17 protein-coding genes are annotated in these 21,363 nt (G+C 41.5%); 16 read left to right on the forward strand and 1 reads right to left on the reverse strand.

From position 1 onward, the window contains the following. Positions 1-55 precede the first annotated feature (55 nt). From ACWPVZ_RS02170 to ACWPVZ_RS02205, 8 genes are all read left to right on the forward strand, one after another. Complete coding sequence (locus ACWPVZ_RS02170; protein WP_183137091.1) at positions 56-613, forward strand: transcriptional regulator; 558 nt, start codon at positions 56-58, stop codon at positions 611-613. Positions 614-897: 284 nt separating this feature from the next. Further along, a complete protein-coding gene (gene ldcB, locus ACWPVZ_RS02175) occupies positions 898-5,259 on the forward strand; it encodes an LD-carboxypeptidase LdcB/DacB (protein ID WP_454380675.1) in 4,362 nt (1,453 codons plus the stop codon). A 131-nt stretch (positions 5,260-5,390) separates the two neighbouring features. Beyond that, on the forward strand, positions 5,391-6,173 hold the full coding sequence (locus ACWPVZ_RS02180; RefSeq protein ID WP_414341335.1) for a carbon-nitrogen family hydrolase: 783 nt from the start codon (positions 5,391-5,393) through the stop codon (positions 6,171-6,173). A 9-nt stretch (positions 6,174-6,182) separates the two neighbouring features. Next, positions 6,183-7,364 (forward strand): pyridoxal phosphate-dependent aminotransferase, encoded by a 1,182-nt coding sequence (locus ACWPVZ_RS02185; protein ID WP_414341333.1) that lies wholly within the window; start codon positions 6,183-6,185, stop codon positions 7,362-7,364. Between the two features lie 127 nt (positions 7,365-7,491). Then, a complete protein-coding gene (gene argC / locus ACWPVZ_RS02190; protein ID WP_414341332.1) occupies positions 7,492-8,514 on the forward strand; it encodes an N-acetyl-gamma-glutamyl-phosphate reductase in 1,023 nt (340 codons plus the stop codon). A 28-nt stretch (positions 8,515-8,542) separates the two neighbouring features. Then, entirely contained in the window at positions 8,543-9,736 is a 1,194-nt protein-coding gene (gene argJ / locus ACWPVZ_RS02195; RefSeq protein ID WP_454380678.1) for a bifunctional glutamate N-acetyltransferase/amino-acid acetyltransferase ArgJ, read from the forward strand. Positions 9,737-9,762: 26 nt separating this feature from the next. Continuing rightward, positions 9,763-10,500 carry an acetylglutamate kinase gene (gene argB, locus ACWPVZ_RS02200; protein WP_414341328.1) on the forward strand — a complete coding sequence of 246 codons (738 nt, stop codon included), beginning with the start codon at positions 9,763-9,765 and terminating at the stop codon, positions 10,498-10,500. Positions 10,501-10,503: 3 nt separating this feature from the next. After that, positions 10,504-11,634 carry an acetylornithine transaminase gene (locus ACWPVZ_RS02205; RefSeq protein ID WP_414341326.1) on the forward strand — a complete coding sequence of 377 codons (1,131 nt, stop codon included), beginning with the start codon at positions 10,504-10,506 and terminating at the stop codon, positions 11,632-11,634. A gap of 40 nt (positions 11,635-11,674) precedes the next feature. Here the strand turns inward: ACWPVZ_RS02205 and ACWPVZ_RS02210 are convergent, their stop codons facing one another. Beyond that, positions 11,675-12,553 (reverse strand): polysaccharide deacetylase family protein, encoded by an 879-nt coding sequence (locus ACWPVZ_RS02210; protein WP_414380774.1) that lies wholly within the window; start codon positions 12,551-12,553, stop codon positions 11,675-11,677. A 172-nt stretch (positions 12,554-12,725) separates the two neighbouring features. Between ACWPVZ_RS02210 and ACWPVZ_RS02215 the strand changes: the two genes are divergently transcribed. The 8 genes from ACWPVZ_RS02215 (at position 12,726) to ACWPVZ_RS02250 (ending at position 21,298) form a co-directional block, all read left to right on the forward strand. Beyond that, complete coding sequence (locus ACWPVZ_RS02215; RefSeq protein WP_175061663.1) at positions 12,726-14,012, forward strand: homoserine dehydrogenase; 1,287 nt, start codon at positions 12,726-12,728, stop codon at positions 14,010-14,012. 83 nt (positions 14,013-14,095) lie between these two features. Then, positions 14,096-14,956 carry a homoserine kinase gene (gene thrB / locus ACWPVZ_RS02220; RefSeq protein WP_084914935.1) on the forward strand — a complete coding sequence of 287 codons (861 nt, stop codon included), beginning with the start codon at positions 14,096-14,098 and terminating at the stop codon, positions 14,954-14,956. Beyond that, the gene (rarD, locus tag ACWPVZ_RS02225; protein ID WP_084914934.1) at positions 14,949-15,833 is read left to right on the forward strand and encodes an EamA family transporter RarD; all 885 of its coding nucleotides are present in this window, start codon (positions 14,949-14,951) and stop codon (positions 15,831-15,833) included. Before thrB ends, rarD begins: the two co-directional genes overlap by 8 nt. Before the next feature lie 112 nt (positions 15,834-15,945). Next, entirely contained in the window at positions 15,946-16,557 is a 612-nt protein-coding gene (locus ACWPVZ_RS02230) for a PepSY domain-containing protein (protein WP_084914932.1), read from the forward strand. A gap of 132 nt (positions 16,558-16,689) precedes the next feature. Further along, entirely contained in the window at positions 16,690-16,893 is a 204-nt protein-coding gene (locus ACWPVZ_RS02235; RefSeq protein ID WP_002886082.1) for a hypothetical protein, read from the forward strand. Positions 16,894-17,347: 454 nt separating this feature from the next. Then, positions 17,348-17,626, forward strand: coding sequence for a hypothetical protein (locus ACWPVZ_RS02240; RefSeq protein ID WP_157101766.1), 279 nt, complete (start codon positions 17,348-17,350; stop codon positions 17,624-17,626). A 370-nt stretch (positions 17,627-17,996) separates the two neighbouring features. Further along, on the forward strand, positions 17,997-18,590 hold the full coding sequence (locus ACWPVZ_RS02245) for an HNH endonuclease (RefSeq protein WP_084914927.1): 594 nt from the start codon (positions 17,997-17,999) through the stop codon (positions 18,588-18,590). Positions 18,591-18,646: 56 nt separating this feature from the next. Next, positions 18,647-21,298 carry a valine--tRNA ligase gene (locus tag ACWPVZ_RS02250; protein ID WP_414341323.1) on the forward strand — a complete coding sequence of 884 codons (2,652 nt, stop codon included), beginning with the start codon at positions 18,647-18,649 and terminating at the stop codon, positions 21,296-21,298. Positions 21,299-21,363: the final 65 nt, after the last annotated feature.

The following is a 21,363-nucleotide window of genomic DNA, read 5'->3' on the forward strand; positions in this document are numbered from 1 at the left end:
TAGCTGTCTATATATTATAATAACCTAGTAAATTATCAGAAAAGGAATATCACTCATGAAAAATACAAGTAAACTCATTGGTATCGTGGCAGCTCTTATTGTAGTTATTCTCGCTGTCTTCTTAGTGACTAAGTTTAATAGTCATGAGTCGGCGCGTGTTAGCACAAGTAGTAGCCCAGCCAAAACGGTTAAGAAGTCATCTTCAAGCTCAAGTAAGGCTGTTAAGAAGGATAAAAAACCAACTCAATCATCATCTTCAGCAGTTTCAAATGAAGAAAATGGAAATCAGGCCTCAGCAGTAGCACCTAAAGCTTCTTCTCAAGAACAAGCTCAAGCAGGCGCTACAGATGGTGGACAAGTGGCTGAAGCAACAACACCAGCTTCTCAAGTTGAAGGTGGTCGAGGTGCTTGGACAGCTACATCTGGAACATTGACACTTGATGCGGAAACACCTGTCTATGCTGCGCCAGATAAAGACAGTGGAGCTGTTTCTAAACTTCCTGCAGGGGATGTTGATTGGGATAAATATGAAATTTTACCTGATGGAAACTGGTATAGTTTTGTTAAGGATGGTCAACGATACTACATTTCATATTCAGATGTAGGACATTGATAAAAGGTTCAAAAATGAAACATGATGGCATTTAAAGCTGTCGTGTTTTTACTTTATTTTCCATTTTTTTGGAAAAACAACGAATATATAAGTATAATTAGTCATTTTCCGATTATGACAAAAATTGGACAGTTTATGATTTAGGTGTGAACAAGTCAAATAAATTTGGTATACTAATGGACAAGTGAGAAATATTTAGTAATATTCTGTAAAACACTTGTAATATTTGTCACCGAGTGTTACAATCAAACAGTAACATCAATTCGATAGAGAGAATAATTGATATGAAACGAGAAAAATTTTTACACGAACAACAACGTTTTTCCATTCGTAAATATTCATTTGGGGCAGCATCAGTTCTTTTAGGAGCTAGTTTGGTCTTTGCAGGTCAAGCTTTGGCTGATGAGCATCATGAGGTTTCAACACCTTCAGATGCCACTTTGCGTGCTACCTCAGATAGTGATGCTGTGACAGCAGCTGATATTTTCAGTGGTGTAGCGACCGATGGGGGAGCATCAAGCGAGAAAGCTAGCCAAGTCTCAACAACTAGCCAAACCGCTAGTGAAACTGCTACTAGCGAGGCTAGAAGTGAAGTGAGTGCTAGTACCTCACAAGCAGCAGATAAAATTTCTGAATCAACAACTGCTAGCTCAGAAGCGACAAGGAAAACAAATGCTTCATCTGAAACAGCCACTAACCTTGATGTATCTGCCTTAACGAGAGCAGCTGTCAATACTAGTTTGGTGAGCCAACCAGCTACAACTACAGACAGCGACCTTCCAAGTCAAGGAACTTATGTCTACAAGGAACGTACAGAGATTAAGAATCAACCTAAGGTGTCTGCCAAGGCTGAATTTTATGTAAATCCAGGAGACAGCGTTCTTTACGATCAAGTCGTGACAGCTGACGGCTACCAATGGATTAGCTACAAATCATACTCTGGCGTGCGTCGTTATGCGCCAGTGAAACCAGTGGCAGCTGGTAGTGGTAACGGTAATAGTGGTAATGGGGATGGTAAGCCTTCTAATGGCACTCAAGCCACAACAGGTGCTTTGAACATCCCAGCGACAGGAACTTTCTACTTTACACGTGACACAGATATTAAGAAAGAACCAAAAGCAGACCTCAAACCTACTTTTGTTTTCAGTAAGGGTGACCATGTTATCTATGACAAAGTTTTGACTGCGGATAATCACCAATGGATTTCTTACCTTGGTTATGACTATGTTCGCTATTATGCAGATGTTGCGACTTTGACACCTGCTAAAGCTGAAACACCAACTGTTAAACCAACAGAGACTAATCAAGCAAAACCAGAAGTTACTGGTGCTGAAAAGCTTCCAGCAAGTGGTACTTATAATGTGACACGTAGCTTGAATGTTAAAAATGAACCTAAGGCTTCTGCAGAAACACTTTATACCTTGGAAAAAGGCTACAAAGTGAACTATGACAAGGTCTTGACTGCGGATAACCACCAATGGATTTCTTATATTAGCTACAGTGGTACACGTCGTTATGTGGATATTGCTACCTTGAAAGCTACTGAGTCTAAACCACAAGAAAACCGTGTTTCTGGTAATCTTACCATTAACAACCAAACCTCTAATGGCTTTGATGTTGTCGTTACCAATGTTTCAGGTGGTGGCAAGGCAGTCCAAGAAGTTCGTGTTCCAATTTGGTCAAATAAAGATGGTCAAGACGACCTCACTTGGTATCATGCTGATAAACAATCAGACGGTAGCTACAAGGTTCATGTAGATAAAGCCAGTCACAAGGGCGATGCTGGTACCTATTCTGTCCATCTTTACTATATGTTGGATGGTAAACGAACTTATATTACAGAAACTAAAGCTACAGTCAGCCCAGCCCCTGAATCTCAAGTAACAGGGAAATTGACAATCAATAACCAAACCTCTAATGGCTTTGATGTTGTCGTAACTAATGTTTCAGGTGGTGGCAAGACGGTCCAAGAAGTACGTGTTCCAGTTTGGTCAGACAAAGATGGTCAAGATGACCTTACATGGTACCATGCTGATAAACAATCAGACGGTAGCTATAAGGTTCATGTAGACACAGCCAGCCATAAGGGTGATGCGGGTGCTTATTCTGTGCATCTTTACTACATGTTGGATGGCAAGAGAACTTATATTACCGAAACTACAGCCACAGTCCCTGAATCTCAAGTAGCAGGAAAATTGACGATCACCAACCAAACCTCTAATGGCTTTGATGTTGTCGTAACTAATGTTTCAGGTGGTGGCAAGACAGTCCAAGAAGTACGTGTCCCAATCTGGTCAGATAAGAATGGTCAAGATGACCTTACATGGTACCATGCTGACAAACAATCAGACGGTAGCTACAAGGTTCATGTAGATAAAGCCAGCCACAAGGGCGATGCTGGTACCTATGCTGTCCATCTTTACTATATGTTGGATGGTAAACGAACTTATATTACCGAAACTACAGCCACAGTTCCTGAATCTCAAGTAACAGGAAAATTGACGATTACCAACCAAACGTCTAACGGCTTTGATGTTGTCGTTACCAATGTTTCAGGTGGTGGCAAAGAAGTTAAAGAAGTCCGTGTTCCAATCTGGTCAGATAAGAATGGCCAAGATGACCTCACTTGGTATCATGCCGACAAACAATCAGACGGTAGCTACAAGGTTCATGTAGATAAAGCCAGCCACAAGGGCGATGCTGGTACCTATTCTGTGCATCTTTACTACATGTTGGATGGTAAACGAACTTATATTACCGAAACTACAGCTACAGTCCCTGAATCTCAAGTAACAGGAAAATTGACGATTACCAACCAAACGTCTAACGGCTTTGATGTTGTCGTAACCAATGTTTCAGGTGGTGGCAAAGAAGTTAAAGAAGTCCGTGTTCCAATCTGGTCAGATAAGAATGGCCAAGACGACCTTACATGGTACCATGCTGATAAACAGTCAGATGGAAGTTACAAGGTTCATGTAGATAAAGCCAGCCACAAGGGTGATGCTGGTACCTATTCTGTGCATCTTTACTACATGTTGGATGGTAAGAGAACCTATATCACAGAAACTAAAGCTACAGTCCCTCAAATCACTGAAACTCAAGTGACAGGGAAATTGACCAATAACGGTTCTTACTACAGTGTTCGTGGTAAATACGATGATATTATCATTGTCAATAAGAAGCATGGTCTTTCTAAGGACTACAATCCAGGTGAAAATCCTACAGCTAAGGCAGCTTTTGTTCGACTTCGTGATGATATGATTAACCAAGGTTTGAATGTCGGACGTTCATACAGTGGTTTCCGTTCTTACGATTATCAAAAGACTCTTTACGACAACTACGTAAGCCGTGATGGTCAAGTAGCTGCGGACCGTTACTCAGCTCGTCCTGGGTTCAGCGAACACCAAACTGGTTTGGTCTTTGACTTGACTGATAAATCAGGTAACTTGCTTGAGGATGCACGAGCTAGTCAATGGCTTAAAGACAATGCACATAACTATGGCTTTATCGTGCGTTTCCAAGCAGGTAAAGAAGCTTCAACTGGCTACATGCCAGAAGCATGGCATATCCGCTATGTAGGTAAAGAAGCTAAAGACATCCACGATTCAGGATTGAGCTTGGAAGAGTACTTTGGTATTGAAGGTGGCGATTATGCTACTAGCAGCAAACCTGCTGAAAGCAAACCAGCCACTACAGGTGTCATCGACCTTCCAGCGACAGGCACTTATACCTTCACAGGTCGTGCGTCAATCAAGGCAGAAGCTAAGGTTTCAAGCCCAGAGTTGGCCTACTATGATAAAGGTATGAGCGTTAACTACGACAAGGTTTTGACAGCCGATGGTCGTCAATGGCTTTCATACGTGACAACAAGTGGTGCTCGTCGTTATGTTGATATTGCAGCAGCCAAGGCAGAAGCTAAACCAGAAACAAAACCCGTTGCTAAGCCAGCCGATAAACCAAGTCTCCCAGAATCAGGCACTTATACCTTCACAGGTCGTGCGTCAATTAAGGCAGAAGCTAAGGTTTCAAGCCCAGAATTGGCCTATTATGATAAGGGTATGAGCGTTAACTACGACAAGGTTTTGACAGCCGATGGTCGTCAATGGCTTTCATACGTGACAACAAGTGGTGCTCGTCGTTATGTTGATATTGCAGCAGCTAAGCCAGAAGCAAGCAAACCAGCTGCGAAACCAAGTCTCCCAGAGTCAGGTCGTTATACCTTCACAGGTCGTGCGTCAATTAAGGCAGAAGCTAAAGTTTCAAGCCCAGAATTGGCCTACTATGACAAGGGTATGAGCGTTAACTACGACAAGGTTTTGACAGCCGATGGTCGTCAATGGCTTTCATACGTGACAACAAGTGGTGCTCGTCGTTATGTTGATATTGCAGCAGCCAAGGCAGAAGCTAAACCAGAAACAAAACCGGTTGCTAAGCCAGCCGATAAACCAAGTCTCCCAGAGTCAGGTCATTATACCTTCACAGGTCGTGCGTCAATTAAGGCAGAAGCTAAGGTTTCAAGCCCAGAGTTGGCCTACTATGACAAGGGTATGAGCGTTAACTACGATAAGGTTTTGACAGCTGATGGTCATCAATGGCTTTCATACATGACAGCAAGCGGTGCCCGTCGTTACGTTGATATTGCTTAGTGTAATAATGATTAGGTTGGACATTATGTCCAGCCTTTTTTGATAGCCTTTCTTTATCATGAGATTGAATTTTTCAATTTTTGTGACGTCTTTTGGAGTGCTATAATGGTTAATATAGAATCGAGGTTATTATGAAAATCGCGTTGGTACAGATGGATGTCGTTCACGGACAACCTGTGGAAAATAAAAAACACGTCATAGAGATGCTGGAAAGGGCGCTTGATGACAATTCTGATGTTATTGTGCTTCCTGAAATGTGGAATACAGGCTATGCTTTAAATGAACTTGATGGGCTTGCGGATAAGGATGGATTGGACTCTCAAGAACTCTTGTCTCATTTTGCTAGGAAACATGCTGTAGCTATTATTGGAGGGTCCGTTGCTATTGAGAAAGATGGCAAATTCTACAACACGACCTATGTCTACAATAAGTCTGGGGACTTAATCAATACCTATAGCAAGGTCCATCTCTTTGGCCTTATGGCAGAGGACCAGTACATGTCTGCTGGGTCGAATGAGTCTGTTTTTGAGCTTGATGGTGTGATAGCTGCCAGTGTCATTTGTTATGATATCCGTTTTCCTGAATGGGTGCGAACACAGATGGCACAAGGGGCCAAGGTGCTTTTTGTGGTAGCGCAGTGGCCGGAACCTCGAGTGCAGCAATGGGAGATTTTGTTAAAGGCGCGTGCAGTTGAAAATCAAGCTTTTGTAGTTGCTGTCAATCGTGTTGGAGCAGGACCCAACGATATCTTTTCAGGACATTCTATGGTTATAGATCCACTTGGAAATATGGTCTTACAAACCAAGGAGCATGAGGAGGGCGTTTTTACGGCTGATATTAATCTTGAAGAGGTAGATAAGGTTCGAGGTCAGATTCCTGTTTTTGAGGATCGTCGCACGGACTTGTATCATTAAGGAGTGTTTATGTTATTTGAAGAATCTGACTTATTGAAGGCATTGCCAGAACAGTTTTTTGCAGGGTTGGTTGCTAAGGTGAATGCCAAGGTGGCTGAAGGCGCAGATGTTATCAACCTTGGCCAGGGAAATCCAGACCAGCCAACTTATGATCATATTGTTGAGGCCTTATGTAGCTCAGCTCATAATCCAGCTAGCCACAAGTATTCTCAGTTTCGTGGCAACCGTCCATTTAAGGAAGCAGCTGCTAGTTTTTACAAGAACCATTATGGGGTTGATTTGGATTCGGAGCGTGAGATTTGTGTCATGGGAGGTGCTAAAATTGGGCTTGTGGAATTGCCCCTAGCTTTGATGAATCCAGGTGACCTCCTGCTCCTACCTGACCCAGGATATCCTGATTATTTATCAGGAGTGAGTCTAGGACGTGTAGCCTATAAGACCTTTCCTTTGACGGCTGAAAATGATTTCTTGCCAGATTTGGATGCCATCCCTGAAGAGACAGCTCGCCGTGCTAAGTTTATCTATATCAATTATCCAAATAATCCTACGGGTGCTGTGGCGACTAAGGCCTTTTATGAAAAGTTGGTTGCCTGGGCTAAGACTTACGAAGTTGGTGTGGTGAGTGATTTAGCTTACGGAGCTTTGGGCTATCGAGGCTATGAGAATCCTAGCTTCTTATCAACACCTGGTGCTAAAGATGTGGGCATTGAGTTCTATACTTTCTCGAAAACCTTCAATATGGCTGGTTGGCGTTTAGCCTTTGCTGCTGGGAATGACCAAATGATTGAAGCCTTAAATCTGATTCAAGACCATCTTTTTGTGGGAATCTTTCCTGCCTTGCAGGAGGCTGGGATTACAGCCCTCTTAGATCCTAAATCTGAGGAGGCTGTTGCTCAACTGAATGCGACTTATGATAGCCGCCGAGATGCTTTTGTCCAGGCAGCTGCTAAGATTGGCTGGAAGGCCTTTCCATCCAAAGGTTCTTTTTATGCTTGGATGCCTGTACCAGAGGGTTACACTAGTGAGAGTTTTGCGGATCTTTTGCTTGAGAAAGCCCATGTTGCTGTGGCACCAGGTAAAGGATTTGGTCCTGCAGGAGATGCTTATGTTCGTATTGGGCTTTTGGTAGAGCCAGAACGTCTGGTCGAAGCAGTCGATCGTATTGCCGACTTGCAATTATTTAATAACTAGATAAGAATCATGAAACAAGTAGTTGAAAAAGACTGCTTGTTTTTTTCATGTTAATTTCAATTTTTTCTTGACAAATGAATAAAAATACAATAAACTAATTACATATTTATTCAAAAGGAGTGCATAAATGAAAATTTCAATCGTTGGTATCACTGGTTATAGTGGTTTAGAGTTAGTTAAAATTTTGAATAATCATAAAAAAGTGGAACTTGTTTCTATTCACGCAACCAAGGAAGTGGGCCGACGATTGTCTGATGTGTATCCCTATCTGACAGGTGTTTGTGACTTAGAAATTGAAGCTTACGATGCGGAAAAGATTATGCAAAAAGCGGATTTGGTTTTCTTTGCCACACCTTCAGGAGTCGCTAGTTCGCTAGCAGAGGAATTTGTTCTGGCTGATTTTCCTATTATTGATTTGTCTGGCGATCATCGCTTGCCAGCAGATGTTTATCAAGAATGGTATAAAAAATCACCTGCTAAGCAGAGTGTCTTGAATAAATTTACATACGCATTATCAGAATATGCAGATGTGAAGGATAAGAAATTTATTGCCAATCCTGGATGCTATGCGACAGCGACAGAGTTAGCCTTGATTCCTTTGGTGGCAGTTAGTTTGATTGAGACGGAGAGTGTCATTGTGGATGCTAAGTCTGGTTTAACTGGTGCAGGTAAGGCTTTGAGTGAGTCTAGTCATTTTGTTAATGTTCACGATAATTACGTGACTTATAAACTCAATCATCATCAGCATATTCCTGAGATTGTTCAAACCTTGCAGGTCTTTAATCCGGAAATGCCTGAGATTCAGTTTTCAACGTCGCTTTTACCCGTTAATCGTGGAATCATGGCTACGGTTTATTGTAAGTTGAAGAAGGACGTGACTGTAGCTGATGTAGCTTCAGCATTTACAAAGGCTTATAGTGATAAACCCTTTGTACGTGTGCAAGACAGTTTGCCAGAACTACACAACGTTATTGGATCGAATTTTACAGATATTGGCTTTGCCTATAATGAAAAAACCAATGTTCTGACGGTTATTTCGGTCATTGATAATTTGATCAAGGGTGCTGCTGGTCAAGCGGTTCAAAATCTCAACCTCATGCAGGGGTGGGATGAGACGGAAGGTTTGCTTCTGACACCGTCATACTTGTAGATGTAAGCATAGAGTTAGGAGAAAAAATATGAAAGTCATTGAAGGAACAATTGCCAGCCCGTTGGGATTCTCAGCAGATGGGCTACATGCAGGATTTAAAAAGAGAAAAATGGATTTTGGTTGGATTGTCTCTGAAAAACCAGCCAGTGTCGCAGGAGTTTATACGACTAATAAGGTTATTGCAGCTCCTCTTATTGTGACCAAGACCTCAGTTAAAAAGGCTGGGAAAATGAAGGCCATCGTTGTTAACTCAGGTGTAGCCAATTCTTGTACAGGGACTCAAGGATTGGAGGATGCTTACACCATGCAGGAGTGGACCGCTGAAAAGCTAGGTGTTGAACCTGATATGATTGGTGTGGCTTCTACAGGGATTATCGGTGAGTTGCTACCAATGGATACGCTGAAAAATGGTCTTTCCAAGATAGTGGTTAATGGTAATGCTGATGATTTCGCCAAGGCAATTTTGACGACAGATACAGCGACTAAGACCATTGCTGTGACGGAGACTTTTGGACGTGATGTTGTGACTATGGCTGGTGTTGCTAAGGGTTCAGGCATGATTCACCCGAATATGGCAACCATGCTTGGGTTTATTACTTGTGATGCCAATATTTCTAGTGACACCCTTCAATTAGCCTTGAGCCAAAATGTGGAAAAGACCTTTAATCAGATTACAGTTGATGGGGATACATCAACTAATGATATGGTTCTTGTCATGTCAAATGGTTGCACGCTCAATGAAGAGATACTGCCAGGTACACCAGAATTTGATAAGTTTTCAAAAATGCTTAATTTCGTGATGCAAGAATTGGCTAAGAAAATTGCCAAGGACGGTGAAGGTGCCAATAAGCTCATCCAAGTTGATGTGGTTAATGCCCCTAATGCCCTTGATGCTCGTATGATGGCAAAATCTGTTGTCGGTTCAAGCCTGGTCAAAACAGCCATTTTTGGTGAAGATCCTAACTGGGGGCGTATTCTAGCTGCTGTTGGCTATGCCGGTGTGGACGTTCCTGTGGACAATGTTGATATTATGCTTGGCGGTCTGCCAGTCATGCTTGCCTCTAGTCCTGTGATCTTTGATGATGAGGAAATGAAAGACATCATGCATGAGGATGAAGTGACCATTACGGTAGATCTTCATGCTGGACATGAAAAGGGAACCGCATGGGGGTGTGATCTTTCTTACGATTACGTTAAGATTAATGCCCTCTATCACACTTAGACTATCTAAGGAAAAGGAGTTAACTGATGACTGCTGAATATATTGTAATTAAGATTGGTGGAGTAGCCAGTAAACAGCTAACTCCTGAGATACTGGCTAAACTGTCAGAATGGCAGCAGGCTGGTCAAAAAATAATCATCATCCATGGGGGTGGTTTTGCTATCAACCAACTCATGGAGGAACATGACATCCCAATCCATAAGGTAAATGGTCTTCGTGTGACGAGTCAGTCAGATATGGCCTTGATTAAAGAAGCTTTGGTTGACATAGTTGGGAAAAACTTAGCAGGTGAGCTGACAACTGCAGGTTTGCCAGCCTATCAGGTCATAGATGAGCTTCCGGACCTTGTTCATGCTGATTTTTTGGATCAAGAGACTTATGGCTTTGTGGGTGAAGTCAAAAACATCACCAATCAGACCTTAGTAGCACTCCTTTCTCAAGGCAAGATTCCCTTGATTCCTAGCTTGGGCTATAGTGAGCAGGGAGATTTGCTCAATATCAATGCGGATTACCTTGCTAGAGCTGTGGCAATTAGTCTAGGTGCCAAAAAACTTATCCTCATGACAGATGTCAAAGGTGTTTTAGAGAATGGACAAGTTTTGGAGCATCTGAATCTTGTGGACGTTCAGAAAAAAATAGATTCAGGTGTGATTACTGGGGGCATGATTCCTAAAATTCAAAGTGCTGTTCAGACAGTTCAAGCCGGTGTCGAGCAGGTCATTATTGGTGATAACCTGACAGATGGTACCATAATCAAGGAGTAAGAGATGACAAAACTATTTTCAAACTATAAACGGGCAGCGATTGATTTCGCTTCGGCTCAAGGCAATTATTTGACAGATACCACTGGTAAGACCTATTTGGATTTTTCATCTGGTATTGGGGTAACTAACCTGGGCTATCATCCCCATGTCAATCAGGCTTTGACAGAGCAGGCGGGTAAGATTTTGCACCAGCCTAATCTTTATCACAATCAGTTGCAAGAAGATGTTGCTAGACTTTTAATTGGTGACAAGGACTATCTAGCCTTTTTTTGTAATAGTGGTGCAGAGGCCAATGAAGCAGCCATAAAAATCGCCCGAAAGGCATCGGGTAAACAAGAAATCATTACCTTCCAAAATTCCTTCCATGGTCGAACGTTTGGATCCATGTCTGCCACTGGTCAGGATAAAATCAAACAAGGCTTTGGTGAGGGTGTGCCCCACTTTAGCTATGCTATTTTCAATGACATAGATAGTGTCAAGGCACTAGCTAGTGACGAAACAGCGGCTATTATGTTGGAGTTGGTTCAAGGGGAATCAGGTGTTCAACCTGCTGATAAGGACTTTGTTAAGGCTTTGTCTGACTTTTGTAAGGAGACGGGTATTTATCTTATTGTAGATGAGGTTCAGACAGGACTTGGTCGTACTGGTAAGCTTTATGCTTATGAGCACTACGATATTGAACCAGATATCTTTACTCTGGCAAAAGGTTTGGCAAATGGGGTGCCAGTTGGTGCCATGCTTGCTAAGTCATCTCTTGGAGAAGCCTTCTCTTACGGAAGTCACGGCTCTACCTTTGGAGGAAATAAACTGGCTATGGCGGCGGCCAAAGCTACGCTTGAAGTTATGTTGGTCCCAGGTTTTCTAGATATTGCCCTTGAAAATGGAAACCAGCTACAAGCAAAATTGCAGGCAGCTTTATCTGATAAAGAGACGGTTACCACTGTACGTGGCTTGGGCTATATGATTGGGATTGAGACTACTGACAATTTAGGAGAATTGGTCCAGTCGGCTCGAGATAAGGGGTTAATTGTCTTAACTGCAGGGACAAACGTGATTCGTCTTTTGCCACCAATCACCCTAAGTGCTGCTGAAATTGAAAAGGGTGTGGCTCTCCTATCAGAAATATTTGACTAGAACATAAAAATCACTTGATTCTTGAATCAAGTGATTTCTTTTACTCATTGTCAGTATCAATCTCGCTGAGAAGTCCTTTAGCTGTTGTTGTTGGCAGAATACGGACACGATTAAGTGAGAGAAGACCATCCTTGGCACTGGCTAGCCCTTCGTTGGTTGTTAGTCCTAACTTGTAAGTTTTCTTAGCTAGGTCAAGTGTCGTTTGATTGTAGCGACCTGATGGGTATGCAATGGTATTGACCTTGGTATTGAGTTTATTTTCAAGGAAGTCAATAGAATCCGTTAATTCAACCTTTTGTGTCGCCTTATCAGTGGTTGACAAATCGGGGTGGTTAACCGTATGAGACTGGAAGCTCATACCGTGTGCCATCATTTCTTTCATCTGCTTGACGGTTAGATTTCCAGCGTTCCCTTTCTTGACAAAGCCAGTGATAATATTATTGGTTGCCTTAGCCTTGTATTTTTTGAGAATAGGATAGGCAATGGTGTAGAAATCTTCGTTACCATCGTCAAAGGTCAGCCAGACAACCTTCTTAGCAGGTAGGGCGTTTTCAGTGAAGGCTTTGTAGGCTTCTTCAGGCGTTAGGAAATAGTAACCTGCCTTTGACAAAGCCTTGATTTGTGCCTCGAAGAGGTCTGGGTCAACGATAAGGTTGGCGTTGGAGGCTTCAGATGGATCCATGACGTGTACCGCATGATACATCAGGATAGGGATTTGGACAGGTTCGTCATAGGTTTTCCATTTAGCTGTCGTCTTAGACTGACTGGTCTGAGACTGTTGTTGCTTGTTTTTCGACTGATTTGGTCGGTTAAGCATAAAGACTGCTAGTAAGCCAAGAAGGAGAATATTTAGTAAAAGCAGAAGAAGGTTCAGTTTCTTTCTGTTAGCTTGAGTTGTTTTTTTCTTTTGAGAAGTCATTGTATCCCCTTTCAAATAGGTCTAGCTATTATTCTAACAAAAATGGGATGGAAATGCACAGAATTTTCAGTAAAAAGAATCCTTGCCTCCTTAAATGGCAACAATATTCTGTCAATTCCGATAGAAATGTGGTACAATTAAAGAAATGTATGTTTTTAAGGAGAAATCGTAAATGTCTATTAAAATTGGATTGCTTGGCTTTGGTACAGTAGCTAGCGGTATTCCTTTCCTCTTGAAGGAAAATGGTGAAAAGGTTCTTGCAGCCTCACGTGACCAACTCGAAATTGCCAAAGTTTTGGTTAAAGATGACGAGGAAAAAAATCGTCTTATCACTGCCGGAAACGACTACAATTTTGTCACAAATGTTGACGAAATCCTTAACGATGAAGAGATTCAAATCGTGGTTGAATTGATGGGTCGTATCGAGCCAGCTCGTACCTTCATCACAAAAGCACTTGAAGCAGGTAAAAATGTTGTTTCTGCTAACAAAGACTTGATTGCTACTCATGGAAAAGAGTTGATTTCTCTTGCCCAAGATAAGGGAGTGGCTTTCTACTATGAAGCTGCTGTTGCTGGTGGTATTCCAATTTTGCGTACTTTGGCTAACTCTTTGACGTCTGACAAGGTGACACGTATCCTTGGTGTGCTTAACGGAACATCTAACTTTATGATGACTAAGATGGTTGACGAAGGTTGGTCATATGAGGACGCTCTTAAGACTGCCCAAGAACTTGGTTATGCCGAAAGTGATCCAACTAACGACGTTGAAGGTATTGATGCTGCTTATAAAGCTGTTATCCTTAGCCAATTTGGATTTGGTGCCACAATTGATTTCGACGATGTGACTCACAAGGGGATTACAAACATCTCTACTGATGATGTAGCTGTCGCTCAAGAATTAGGTTATGTCATCAAATTGGTTGGTGATGTGCGTGAAGTAGAATCAGGTATCTCAGCAGAAGTGTCCCCAACATTCTTGCCAAAAAATCACCCACTTGCTAGCGTCAACGATGTCATGAATGCAGTCTTTGTTGAATCTATCGGTATTGGCGAATCAATGTACTACGGTCCAGGTGCTGGTCAAAAACCAACAGCAACATCTGTTTTGGCAGATATTATCCGTATTGCTCGTCGTCTTTCAGATGGCAATGTTGGTAAACCATTTAACGAGTTCCGTCGTGACTTGCCATTGGCTAATCCAGCAGATGTTAAGAGCAACTACTACTTTGCCCTTGATACACCAGATGAAAAAGGTAAAATCCTTCACTTGTCTGAAATCTTCAACTCAGAAGATATTTCATTTGAACAAGTCTTGCAACAAAAAGCGAATGGCACAACAGCTCGTATCGTTGTGATTACACATGCTATGTCTAAGACACAACTCAAAGCTGTTACTGAAAAACTTGAAGCAGCAGAAGACTTCACTGTTGTCAACACATTGAAAGTTTTGTCTAACTAATTGATAAGCCCATACTGGTGCATATAAGAAAGGTATTCAAGGAGAAAAGTCGCTGATGGCTTTCCTCCTTTTGGTGTATTATTATGAAAATTACTGTTCCAGCAACATCTGCCAATATTGGTCCAGGTTTTGATTCTGTGGGTGTTGCCGTTTCTAAATATTTGACAATCGAGGTGCTTGAACCAGCGGATGCATGGCATATCGAACATGATTTGGGAGATATTCCTTCAGATGAAAATAACCTCCTCATTTCAACTGCCTTGCAAGTTAAGTCTGATTTGCAGCCCCATAAATTGGTGATGACATCAGATATTCCCTTAGCGCGTGGGCTAGGTTCTTCAAGTTCTGTTATTGTCGCAGGAATCGAGTTGGCCAATCAATTGGCAAACTTGCAGCTCTCAGACGATGATAAACTTGATATTGCAACCAAGATTGAAGGTCACCCGGACAATGTTGCCCCAGCTATTTTTGGGAATCTCGTTGTAGCCTCTTATGTGGATGAACATGTTAATAGCATCGTGACAGACTTTCCAGAGTGTGCCTTTGTAGCCTTTATTCCGAGCTATGAACTTAAGACGTCTGATTCACGTGGGGTACTTCCAAGTGACCTGTCTTACAAAGAAGCTGTAGCTGCATCATCTATTGCAAACGTTGCCATTGCTGCCCTCTTTGCAGGCGATTTGGTTAAGGCGGGACATGCTATTCAAGGGGATATGTTCCACGAACGCTACCGTCAAAAATTGGTTAAAGAATTTGCTACTATTAAGGAATTGTCAGGTCAATACGGTGCTTATGCGACCTATCTTTCAGGCGCTGGCCCAACAGTTATGACCTTGACGCCAAATGATCAGGCTGAAGCTCTTAAAACGGCTATCGATGGTCTTGGTTTAGATGGTGAAACCTTCATCCTGTCTGTGGATAAAGCAGGTGTTGTGGTTGACTAGAAAAAATCAAGGGCTACTCTTTGGTCTAGCTACCTATATTCAATGGGGATTTTTATCCCTTTTTTGGAAGCTTTTAGCAGGTGTTTCGGCTTACAACACCTTCTCGTGGCGGATTGTTTTTACAGTAGTGACTATGTTGACTTACGCCCTAGTCGCTAAGCAAAATACACGTTTCAAAGGGGAGCTTGTGGAACTTTGGCAGGATAAGAAAGCCTTGCTTCGTATGCTACTTGCTAGTTTTCTCATAGCAGCTAACTGGTTGATTTATATCTATGCTGTGGGTCATGGTCAAGCGACGCAGGCTAGCCTGGGCTATTACATTATGCCTATTGTTTCCATACTATTTGCTCTCATTTTTCTTCGTGAATCTCTAAGCAGAACCATGTGGGCAGCAGTAGTCTTAGCTTTTATAGGAGTCATAGTTCTTGTTGTCAATACAGGAAAACTTCCCATGGTTTCATTGGGGTTAGCTCTGAGCTTTGGTTTCTATGGTCTAATTAAAAAAGGGGTTAGGCTTTCCAGTGACGTAGCCATGCTAGTAGAAAGTGGCTTGCTACTACCTTTTGTAGCTATCTATCTCGTTTTCTTTTCTCCAGAATCATTTTCTTCCTATTCGAGCATGGAAATGTTTCTCCTAGCCATATCCGGTGTGGTGACGGCTGTTCCATTGCTTTGCTTCTCAGAAGCAGTCAAAAGGGCACCGCTTAACCTTATTGGTTTCATCCAGTATCTTAATCCTACGATTCAACTTCTCGTAGCCATCCTCATTTTTGGTGAGACGGTCAGCTTTGGAGAGTTGAAAGGCTTCCTCTTTATCTGGATGGCCATACTAGTCTTTGTAACTGGCCAAATAATAACATTTCGTAGAAGTTCCTGATAGCTATCGGGAACTTTTTATGATGTTGTCCTAAAAATGAGACAAGTTTATCTGACAATTTTAGAACTTTAAGATATAATAGTAGTATTAGATTAAAATAGCGGAGAATTTTATGCGAAAAATGAAAAAGCTAGTGGGCTATCTGATTCTGCTCGCTATCCCAGTTGCCATCGCTGCAGCCTTGTTTATTTTTAACGGGTCAGGTTATCGCTTGTCAGAACAAGATGCGGCAGACATTGCTTACAAAAATGCAGGTGTCAAAACTACTGATATTTCTCAATCAACAGTTTCGAAAGCACGTTCTGGGCTTCACGGAAGTTATGAGATTAGTTTCACAACGTCAGACAACCATTTTGAGTATACAATTGATGGTCAGTCAGGATCTATTTTGAAACATAAGAGTGACCATCCAACAACTAAGGATGACGCTCAAAAAGGTGAAGAACCTAAAGACGAGACTCAACCTAGTGAAAGCAAGGAAGAGACAGCTGTATCAAAAGAGACTGCGCAAACAACAGCTCTTAACCATGCTGGCCTAGCTGAAGGTTCTGTGACAAACTTGAAAACGGAATTGAAGACTGAAGGAGACGGGAAGGTCTACAATATCAGCTTTGACTATGCTGCTAGTGGTCTACGTTATAAATATGCGGTAAATGCTGATTCGGGAGCTATCGTAGCCTATACGACTGAGTATCTCACAGGGGCTGTGACTCCTGCTCAGTAGGTCGCAGATAGAGTGAAAGCTCTCCTTATTATTAAGGAAAATCCTTGCAATTTCTCTGAAATGGTGTAGACTTAAAGTGAAAACGGTAACAGTAGCTGTAGATGTTGCCGTAGAATCAAGGAGGCTTTGACCATGAAAGAATTCCAAGCATTTAAAGACACGCTTAGCAATAAGGCTCTCAAAGCCATTTACGAAGAAAGTAAATTGGAAGTCCAAGACGAAACAACTGAAGGTACAGAAGCCTTCTCACTAGCCTTGGCAACCCAAATGGCTATCAATCTACTCGAAAGCTATGAAAAATGGCTAAAAGAAGAAAGAGCTAAGGAAGAAAAATAAGATGAAATCCTTGTCGAAAGACAGGGATTTTTCTAATGGAAAATAAAGTTATCTAGAATGTAGATTATCTGTCTTGAAATATCTATAATACCATCATTCATGTACTCAAAATAAAATAAATGCTTTTACTTATGATAAATGAGCCATTTCTTGTGAAAAAGGTCTCGATTTTATCCGATGTTTTGTTACAATGGTTTCAGCAAGTTCCTTAAGAGAGGAGTAGAGAGATGATTTTCTTGGTGGTTAGGATAATTACTATGATGTTAGGGGTTATAGTTACTTACCTGATATTGTGTTATTTTATTAGTCATACACAGTCCGAACATGTTTTAATAAGAGCACATCAAAGACGAGTTGCAGCTGGGAAAAAGCTCAAAGATGTTTGTGGGCTTGAATTAAAAGTTCATAAAGAACATTTTCAGAAGGATTTTGAAGGAAAGTGATGGTGAACTTCATGGAGTTAATTAAATCATTTCTTGTGGCGCCCTATTTTCTTGGGATGATTCTTGGTGGTGTATTTTTAGGGATTTATGTGTTGATGGATAAGATTATTAAGAATCTGATAAAAGATATCGATTATTACAAAAAGTTTGTAGAATCTTACAAAGAAGAATCAGATTTTTATAAAATGTCCTCCGAAGAGTATAAAACGATGGCAATAACTTACCGTAAGAGATATTTGGAGAGCCAAGCAAAGATAGAACTTGTCATGAAAGGTAATAGTAGCCATTGAAAATTGTGAGGAAAAGTAAGACAGAGGACATACTTTCAAATTCAAAAATCAATAAGTTTTCCATCACAATTTCATTTGTCTTGGTCTTAAAATTGTGATAAAATAAGACCATTCAGAGGTGCTTTGAAGCCCATTTGTCACAGGAAGCGGTGGTACTGAGAAATCCGCACAAATGTCAAAGCTGGTTGCTGATGGTCAAATTGAATCAAGAAAGCTGTGAGTGGTTACCACTCAAAACTGGGTGGTACCGCGGATACACATTCGTCCCTGTCATAGTTATGGCAGGGATTTTCTATTGCTTTAAACCACGTTAATATTTGGATGTGATGTTTTAAATTAATACTTAATATTATAAATGGAGGTGTTGTGAATGCCTATTGAAGTGAAAGCTATGAGTAGAACTAAACCGAGTGGCCGTTCTTCTTCTGTTACGAATGCTTTTTTTAATGGTATTATTCCTTATGTTAAGCCAACTGAATCGGATTATGAGGATATCATTTCTAAAAAATTGGTAGAGTTGGATAAGGACAAAAATTATTTATGCGTCTATTGTGGGGAGAACAGGGCAAATTCCTGGGATCATATACGACCTTTAATTGTAGATAAGAGACCTTCTGGTTATATCCATGAAATCTCGAATCTTATCCCAGCCTGTTCATCTTGTAATTCTTCCAAAGGAAATAAGTGGGTAGATGATTTTTTTAAAACATCTAAAAGGTTAAAAAAAATTCCAAAAGATGTATTGGAGGAGCGAAAAAAGAAAGTAAAAACTTATATGGATTACTTTGAAAATAAGTATGGTGTAAAAAAAATTTCTTTTGAAGAGTTTCCTAAAGATTTAGCTAATGAATTTGAAGAATATGTCAAAAGTTTAGAGGAGATACACCAAAAATTAAAAGATGCTACTAAAAAGTCAGATATTTTACATGAGAGTTTAATGGAGTATATAAATCGTAAAATGTAAATTATTTAGCAATTCATTCCATTTAGATAATTTTTATATAGAGAAAGGACACACACATGTCTAAAGAACTTTCACCTAAATACAATCCAGCCGAGGTTGAGGCTGGTCGTTACCAAAAATGGCTTGATGAGGATGTTTTCAAGCCTTCAGGCAATCAAAAGGCTAAGCCTTATTCTATCGTTATTCCACCACCAAACGTAACTGGTAAACTTCACCTTGGTCACGCTTGGGATACAACTCTTCAAGATATCATCATCCGTCAAAAACGTATGCAAGGTTTCGATACGCTTTGGCTTCCAGGTATGGACCACGCAGGTATTGCCACTCAAGCTAAGGTTGAAGCGCGTTTGGCTGAAGACGGCATTTCTCGTTATGACCTTGGCCGTGAAAAATTCCTTGATAAAGTTTGGGAATGGAAAGACGAGTATGCCTCAACTATCAAGCAACAATGGGGTAAGATGGGGCTCTCTGTAGACTATTCTCGTGAGCGTTTCACCCTTGATGAAGGTCTTTCAAAAGCCGTTCGTAAGGTTTTCGTAGAGCTTTACAGAAAAGGCTGGATCTACCGTGGTGAATTTATCATCAACTGGGATCCAAAAGCTCGTACAGCCCTTTCTGATATCGAGGTTATTCACAAGGATGTGGAAGGTGCCTTCTACCACATGAACTACATGTTGGAAGACGGTTCACGTGCCCTTGAAGTGGCAACAACACGTCCTGAAACTATGTTTGGGGATACTGCCGTAGCGGTTAACCCAAACGATGACCGTTATAAAGACTTGATTGGTCAAAATGTTATCTTGCCTATCTTGAACAAGCCAATCCCAATCGTTGGGGACGAACACGCAGACCCTGAATTCGGTACTGGTGTGGTTAAAATCACTCCTGCTCACGACCCTAATGACTTCTTGGTTGGTCAACGTCATAACTTACCACAAGTCAACGTTATGAACGATGATGGTACCATGAATGAATTGGCTGGTGAATTCAACGGTATGGACCGCTTTGAAGCACGTAAGGCTGTTGTTAAGAAATTGGAAGAAATCGGTGCCCTTGTCGAAATTGAAAAAATGACTCACTCAGTTGGTCACTCAGAACGTACAGGTGTGCCTGTTGAGCCACGTTTGTCTACACAATGGTTTGTTAAGATGGATCAATTGGCCAAAAATGCTATCGCAAACCAAGACACAGACGACAAGGTTGATTTCTACCCACCTCGTTTCAACGATACCTTCCTTCAATGGATGGAAAATGTCCACGATTGGGTTATTTCTCGTCAGCTCTGGTGGGGTCACCAAATCCCTGCTTGGTACAATGCTGAGGGTGAAATGTACGTTGGTGAAGAAGCACCAGAAGGTGACGGATGGAAACAAGACGAAGATGTCTTGGATACTTGGTTCAGTTCTGCCCTTTGGCCATTCTCAACTATGGGTTGGCCTGATGTGGAAGCAGAAGACTTCAAACGTTACTTCCCAACTTCAACCTTGGTTACAGGTTACGACATCATCTTCTTCTGGGTGTCTCGTATGATTTTCCAATCATTGGAATTCACAGGACGCCAACCATTTAAGAATGTCTTGATCCACGGTCTTATCCGTGATGAGCAAGGACGTAAGATGTCTAAGTCACTCGGTAACGGGATTGACCCAATGGATGTTATCGAGAAATACGGTGCTGATGCCCTCCGTTGGTTCCTTTCAAACGGTTCTGCACCAGGGCAAGATGTGCGTTTCTCTTATGAAAAAATGGACGCTTCATGGAACTTCATTAACAAGATTTGGAATATCTCTCGTTACATCCTCATGAACAATGAAGGTTTGACCTTGGATGCGGCACGTGAAAATGTGGCTAAAGTAGCTGCTGGTCAAGCAGGTAATGTCACAGACCGCTGGATTCTCCATAACCTCAATGAAACCATCGGCAAAGTCACTGAAAACTTTGATAAGTTTGAGTTTGGTGTGGCTGGTCACATCCTCTACAACTTCATCTGGGATGAGTTTGCGGACTGGTATGTTGAGTTGACTAAGGAAGTGCTTTACAGCGACAATGAGGACGAAAAAGTCATCACTCGTTCGGTTCTTCTTTACACCTTGGATCAAATCTTGCGTCTCCTTCACCCAATCATGCCATTCGTAACTGAAGAAATCTACGGCCAAATCTCTGAAGGAACTATCGTGACTGCTGAATACCCAGTGGTTCGTCCAGAGTTTGAAAACGAAGAAGCAGCAGCTGGCGTTGAAGCACTTAAAGATGTGATTCGTTCTGTACGTAACTCACGTGCAGAAGTGAATGTAGCGCCAAGTAAGCCAATCACTATCTTAATTAAGACAAGCGACAGCAAGCTCGATGCTTTCTTTAATGATAATGTCAACTACATCAAACGCTTCACAAATCCAGAACACTTGGAAATTGCAGCAGATGTCGAAGTGCCTGACTTGGTTATGTCAAGCATCATCACAGGCGCAGAAATCTACTTGCCACTCGCTGACCTTCTTAATGTTGAAGAAGAATTGGCTCGTCTTGAAAAAGAATTGGCCAAATGGCAAAAAGAACTCGATATGGTCGGTAAGAAACTCTCTAACGAGCGCTTCGTAGCCAATGCCAAACCAGAAGTCGTTCAAAAAGAACGCGACAAACAAGAAGATTACCAAGCGAAATACGATGCGACAGTCGTACGTATCGATGAGATGAAGAAACTCGTGAAATAAGCACAGAAACACGGCGGAATGCCGTGTTTTTTTGGTATAATGGAGGAAATATTATCATTCTTAAA

It is taken from the genome of Streptococcus sp. Marseille-Q6379 (assembly GCF_965119505.1).

Bases quoted from the DNA above. Each gene is read 5' to 3' on its own strand.
- ACWPVZ_RS02170 (WP_183137091.1), top strand. From the start codon at position 56: ATGAAAAATACAAGTAAACTCATTGGTATCGTGGCAGCTCTTATTGTA.
- ldcB (WP_454380675.1), top strand. From the start codon at position 898: ATGAAACGAGAAAAATTTTTACACGAACAACAACGTTTTTCCATTCGT.
- ACWPVZ_RS02180 (WP_414341335.1), top strand. From the start codon at position 5,391: ATGAAAATCGCGTTGGTACAGATGGATGTCGTTCACGGACAACCTGTG.
- ACWPVZ_RS02185 (WP_414341333.1), top strand. From the start codon at position 6,183: ATGTTATTTGAAGAATCTGACTTATTGAAGGCATTGCCAGAACAGTTT.
- argC (WP_414341332.1), top strand. From the start codon at position 7,492: ATGAAAATTTCAATCGTTGGTATCACTGGTTATAGTGGTTTAGAGTTA.
- argJ (WP_454380678.1), top strand. From the start codon at position 8,543: ATGAAAGTCATTGAAGGAACAATTGCCAGCCCGTTGGGATTCTCAGCA.
- argB (WP_414341328.1), top strand. From the start codon at position 9,763: ATGACTGCTGAATATATTGTAATTAAGATTGGTGGAGTAGCCAGTAAA.
- ACWPVZ_RS02205 (WP_414341326.1), top strand. From the start codon at position 10,504: ATGACAAAACTATTTTCAAACTATAAACGGGCAGCGATTGATTTCGCT.
- ACWPVZ_RS02210 (WP_414380774.1), bottom strand. From the start codon at position 12,553: ATGACTTCTCAAAAGAAAAAAACAACTCAAGCTAACAGAAAGAAACTG.
- ACWPVZ_RS02215 (WP_175061663.1), top strand. From the start codon at position 12,726: ATGTCTATTAAAATTGGATTGCTTGGCTTTGGTACAGTAGCTAGCGGT.
- thrB (WP_084914935.1), top strand. From the start codon at position 14,096: ATGAAAATTACTGTTCCAGCAACATCTGCCAATATTGGTCCAGGTTTT.
- ACWPVZ_RS02230 (WP_084914932.1), top strand. From the start codon at position 15,946: ATGCGAAAAATGAAAAAGCTAGTGGGCTATCTGATTCTGCTCGCTATC.
- ACWPVZ_RS02235 (WP_002886082.1), top strand. From the start codon at position 16,690: ATGAAAGAATTCCAAGCATTTAAAGACACGCTTAGCAATAAGGCTCTC.
- ACWPVZ_RS02240 (WP_157101766.1), top strand. From the start codon at position 17,348: ATGGAGTTAATTAAATCATTTCTTGTGGCGCCCTATTTTCTTGGGATG.
- ACWPVZ_RS02245 (WP_084914927.1), top strand. From the start codon at position 17,997: ATGCCTATTGAAGTGAAAGCTATGAGTAGAACTAAACCGAGTGGCCGT.
- ACWPVZ_RS02250 (WP_414341323.1), top strand. From the start codon at position 18,647: ATGTCTAAAGAACTTTCACCTAAATACAATCCAGCCGAGGTTGAGGCT.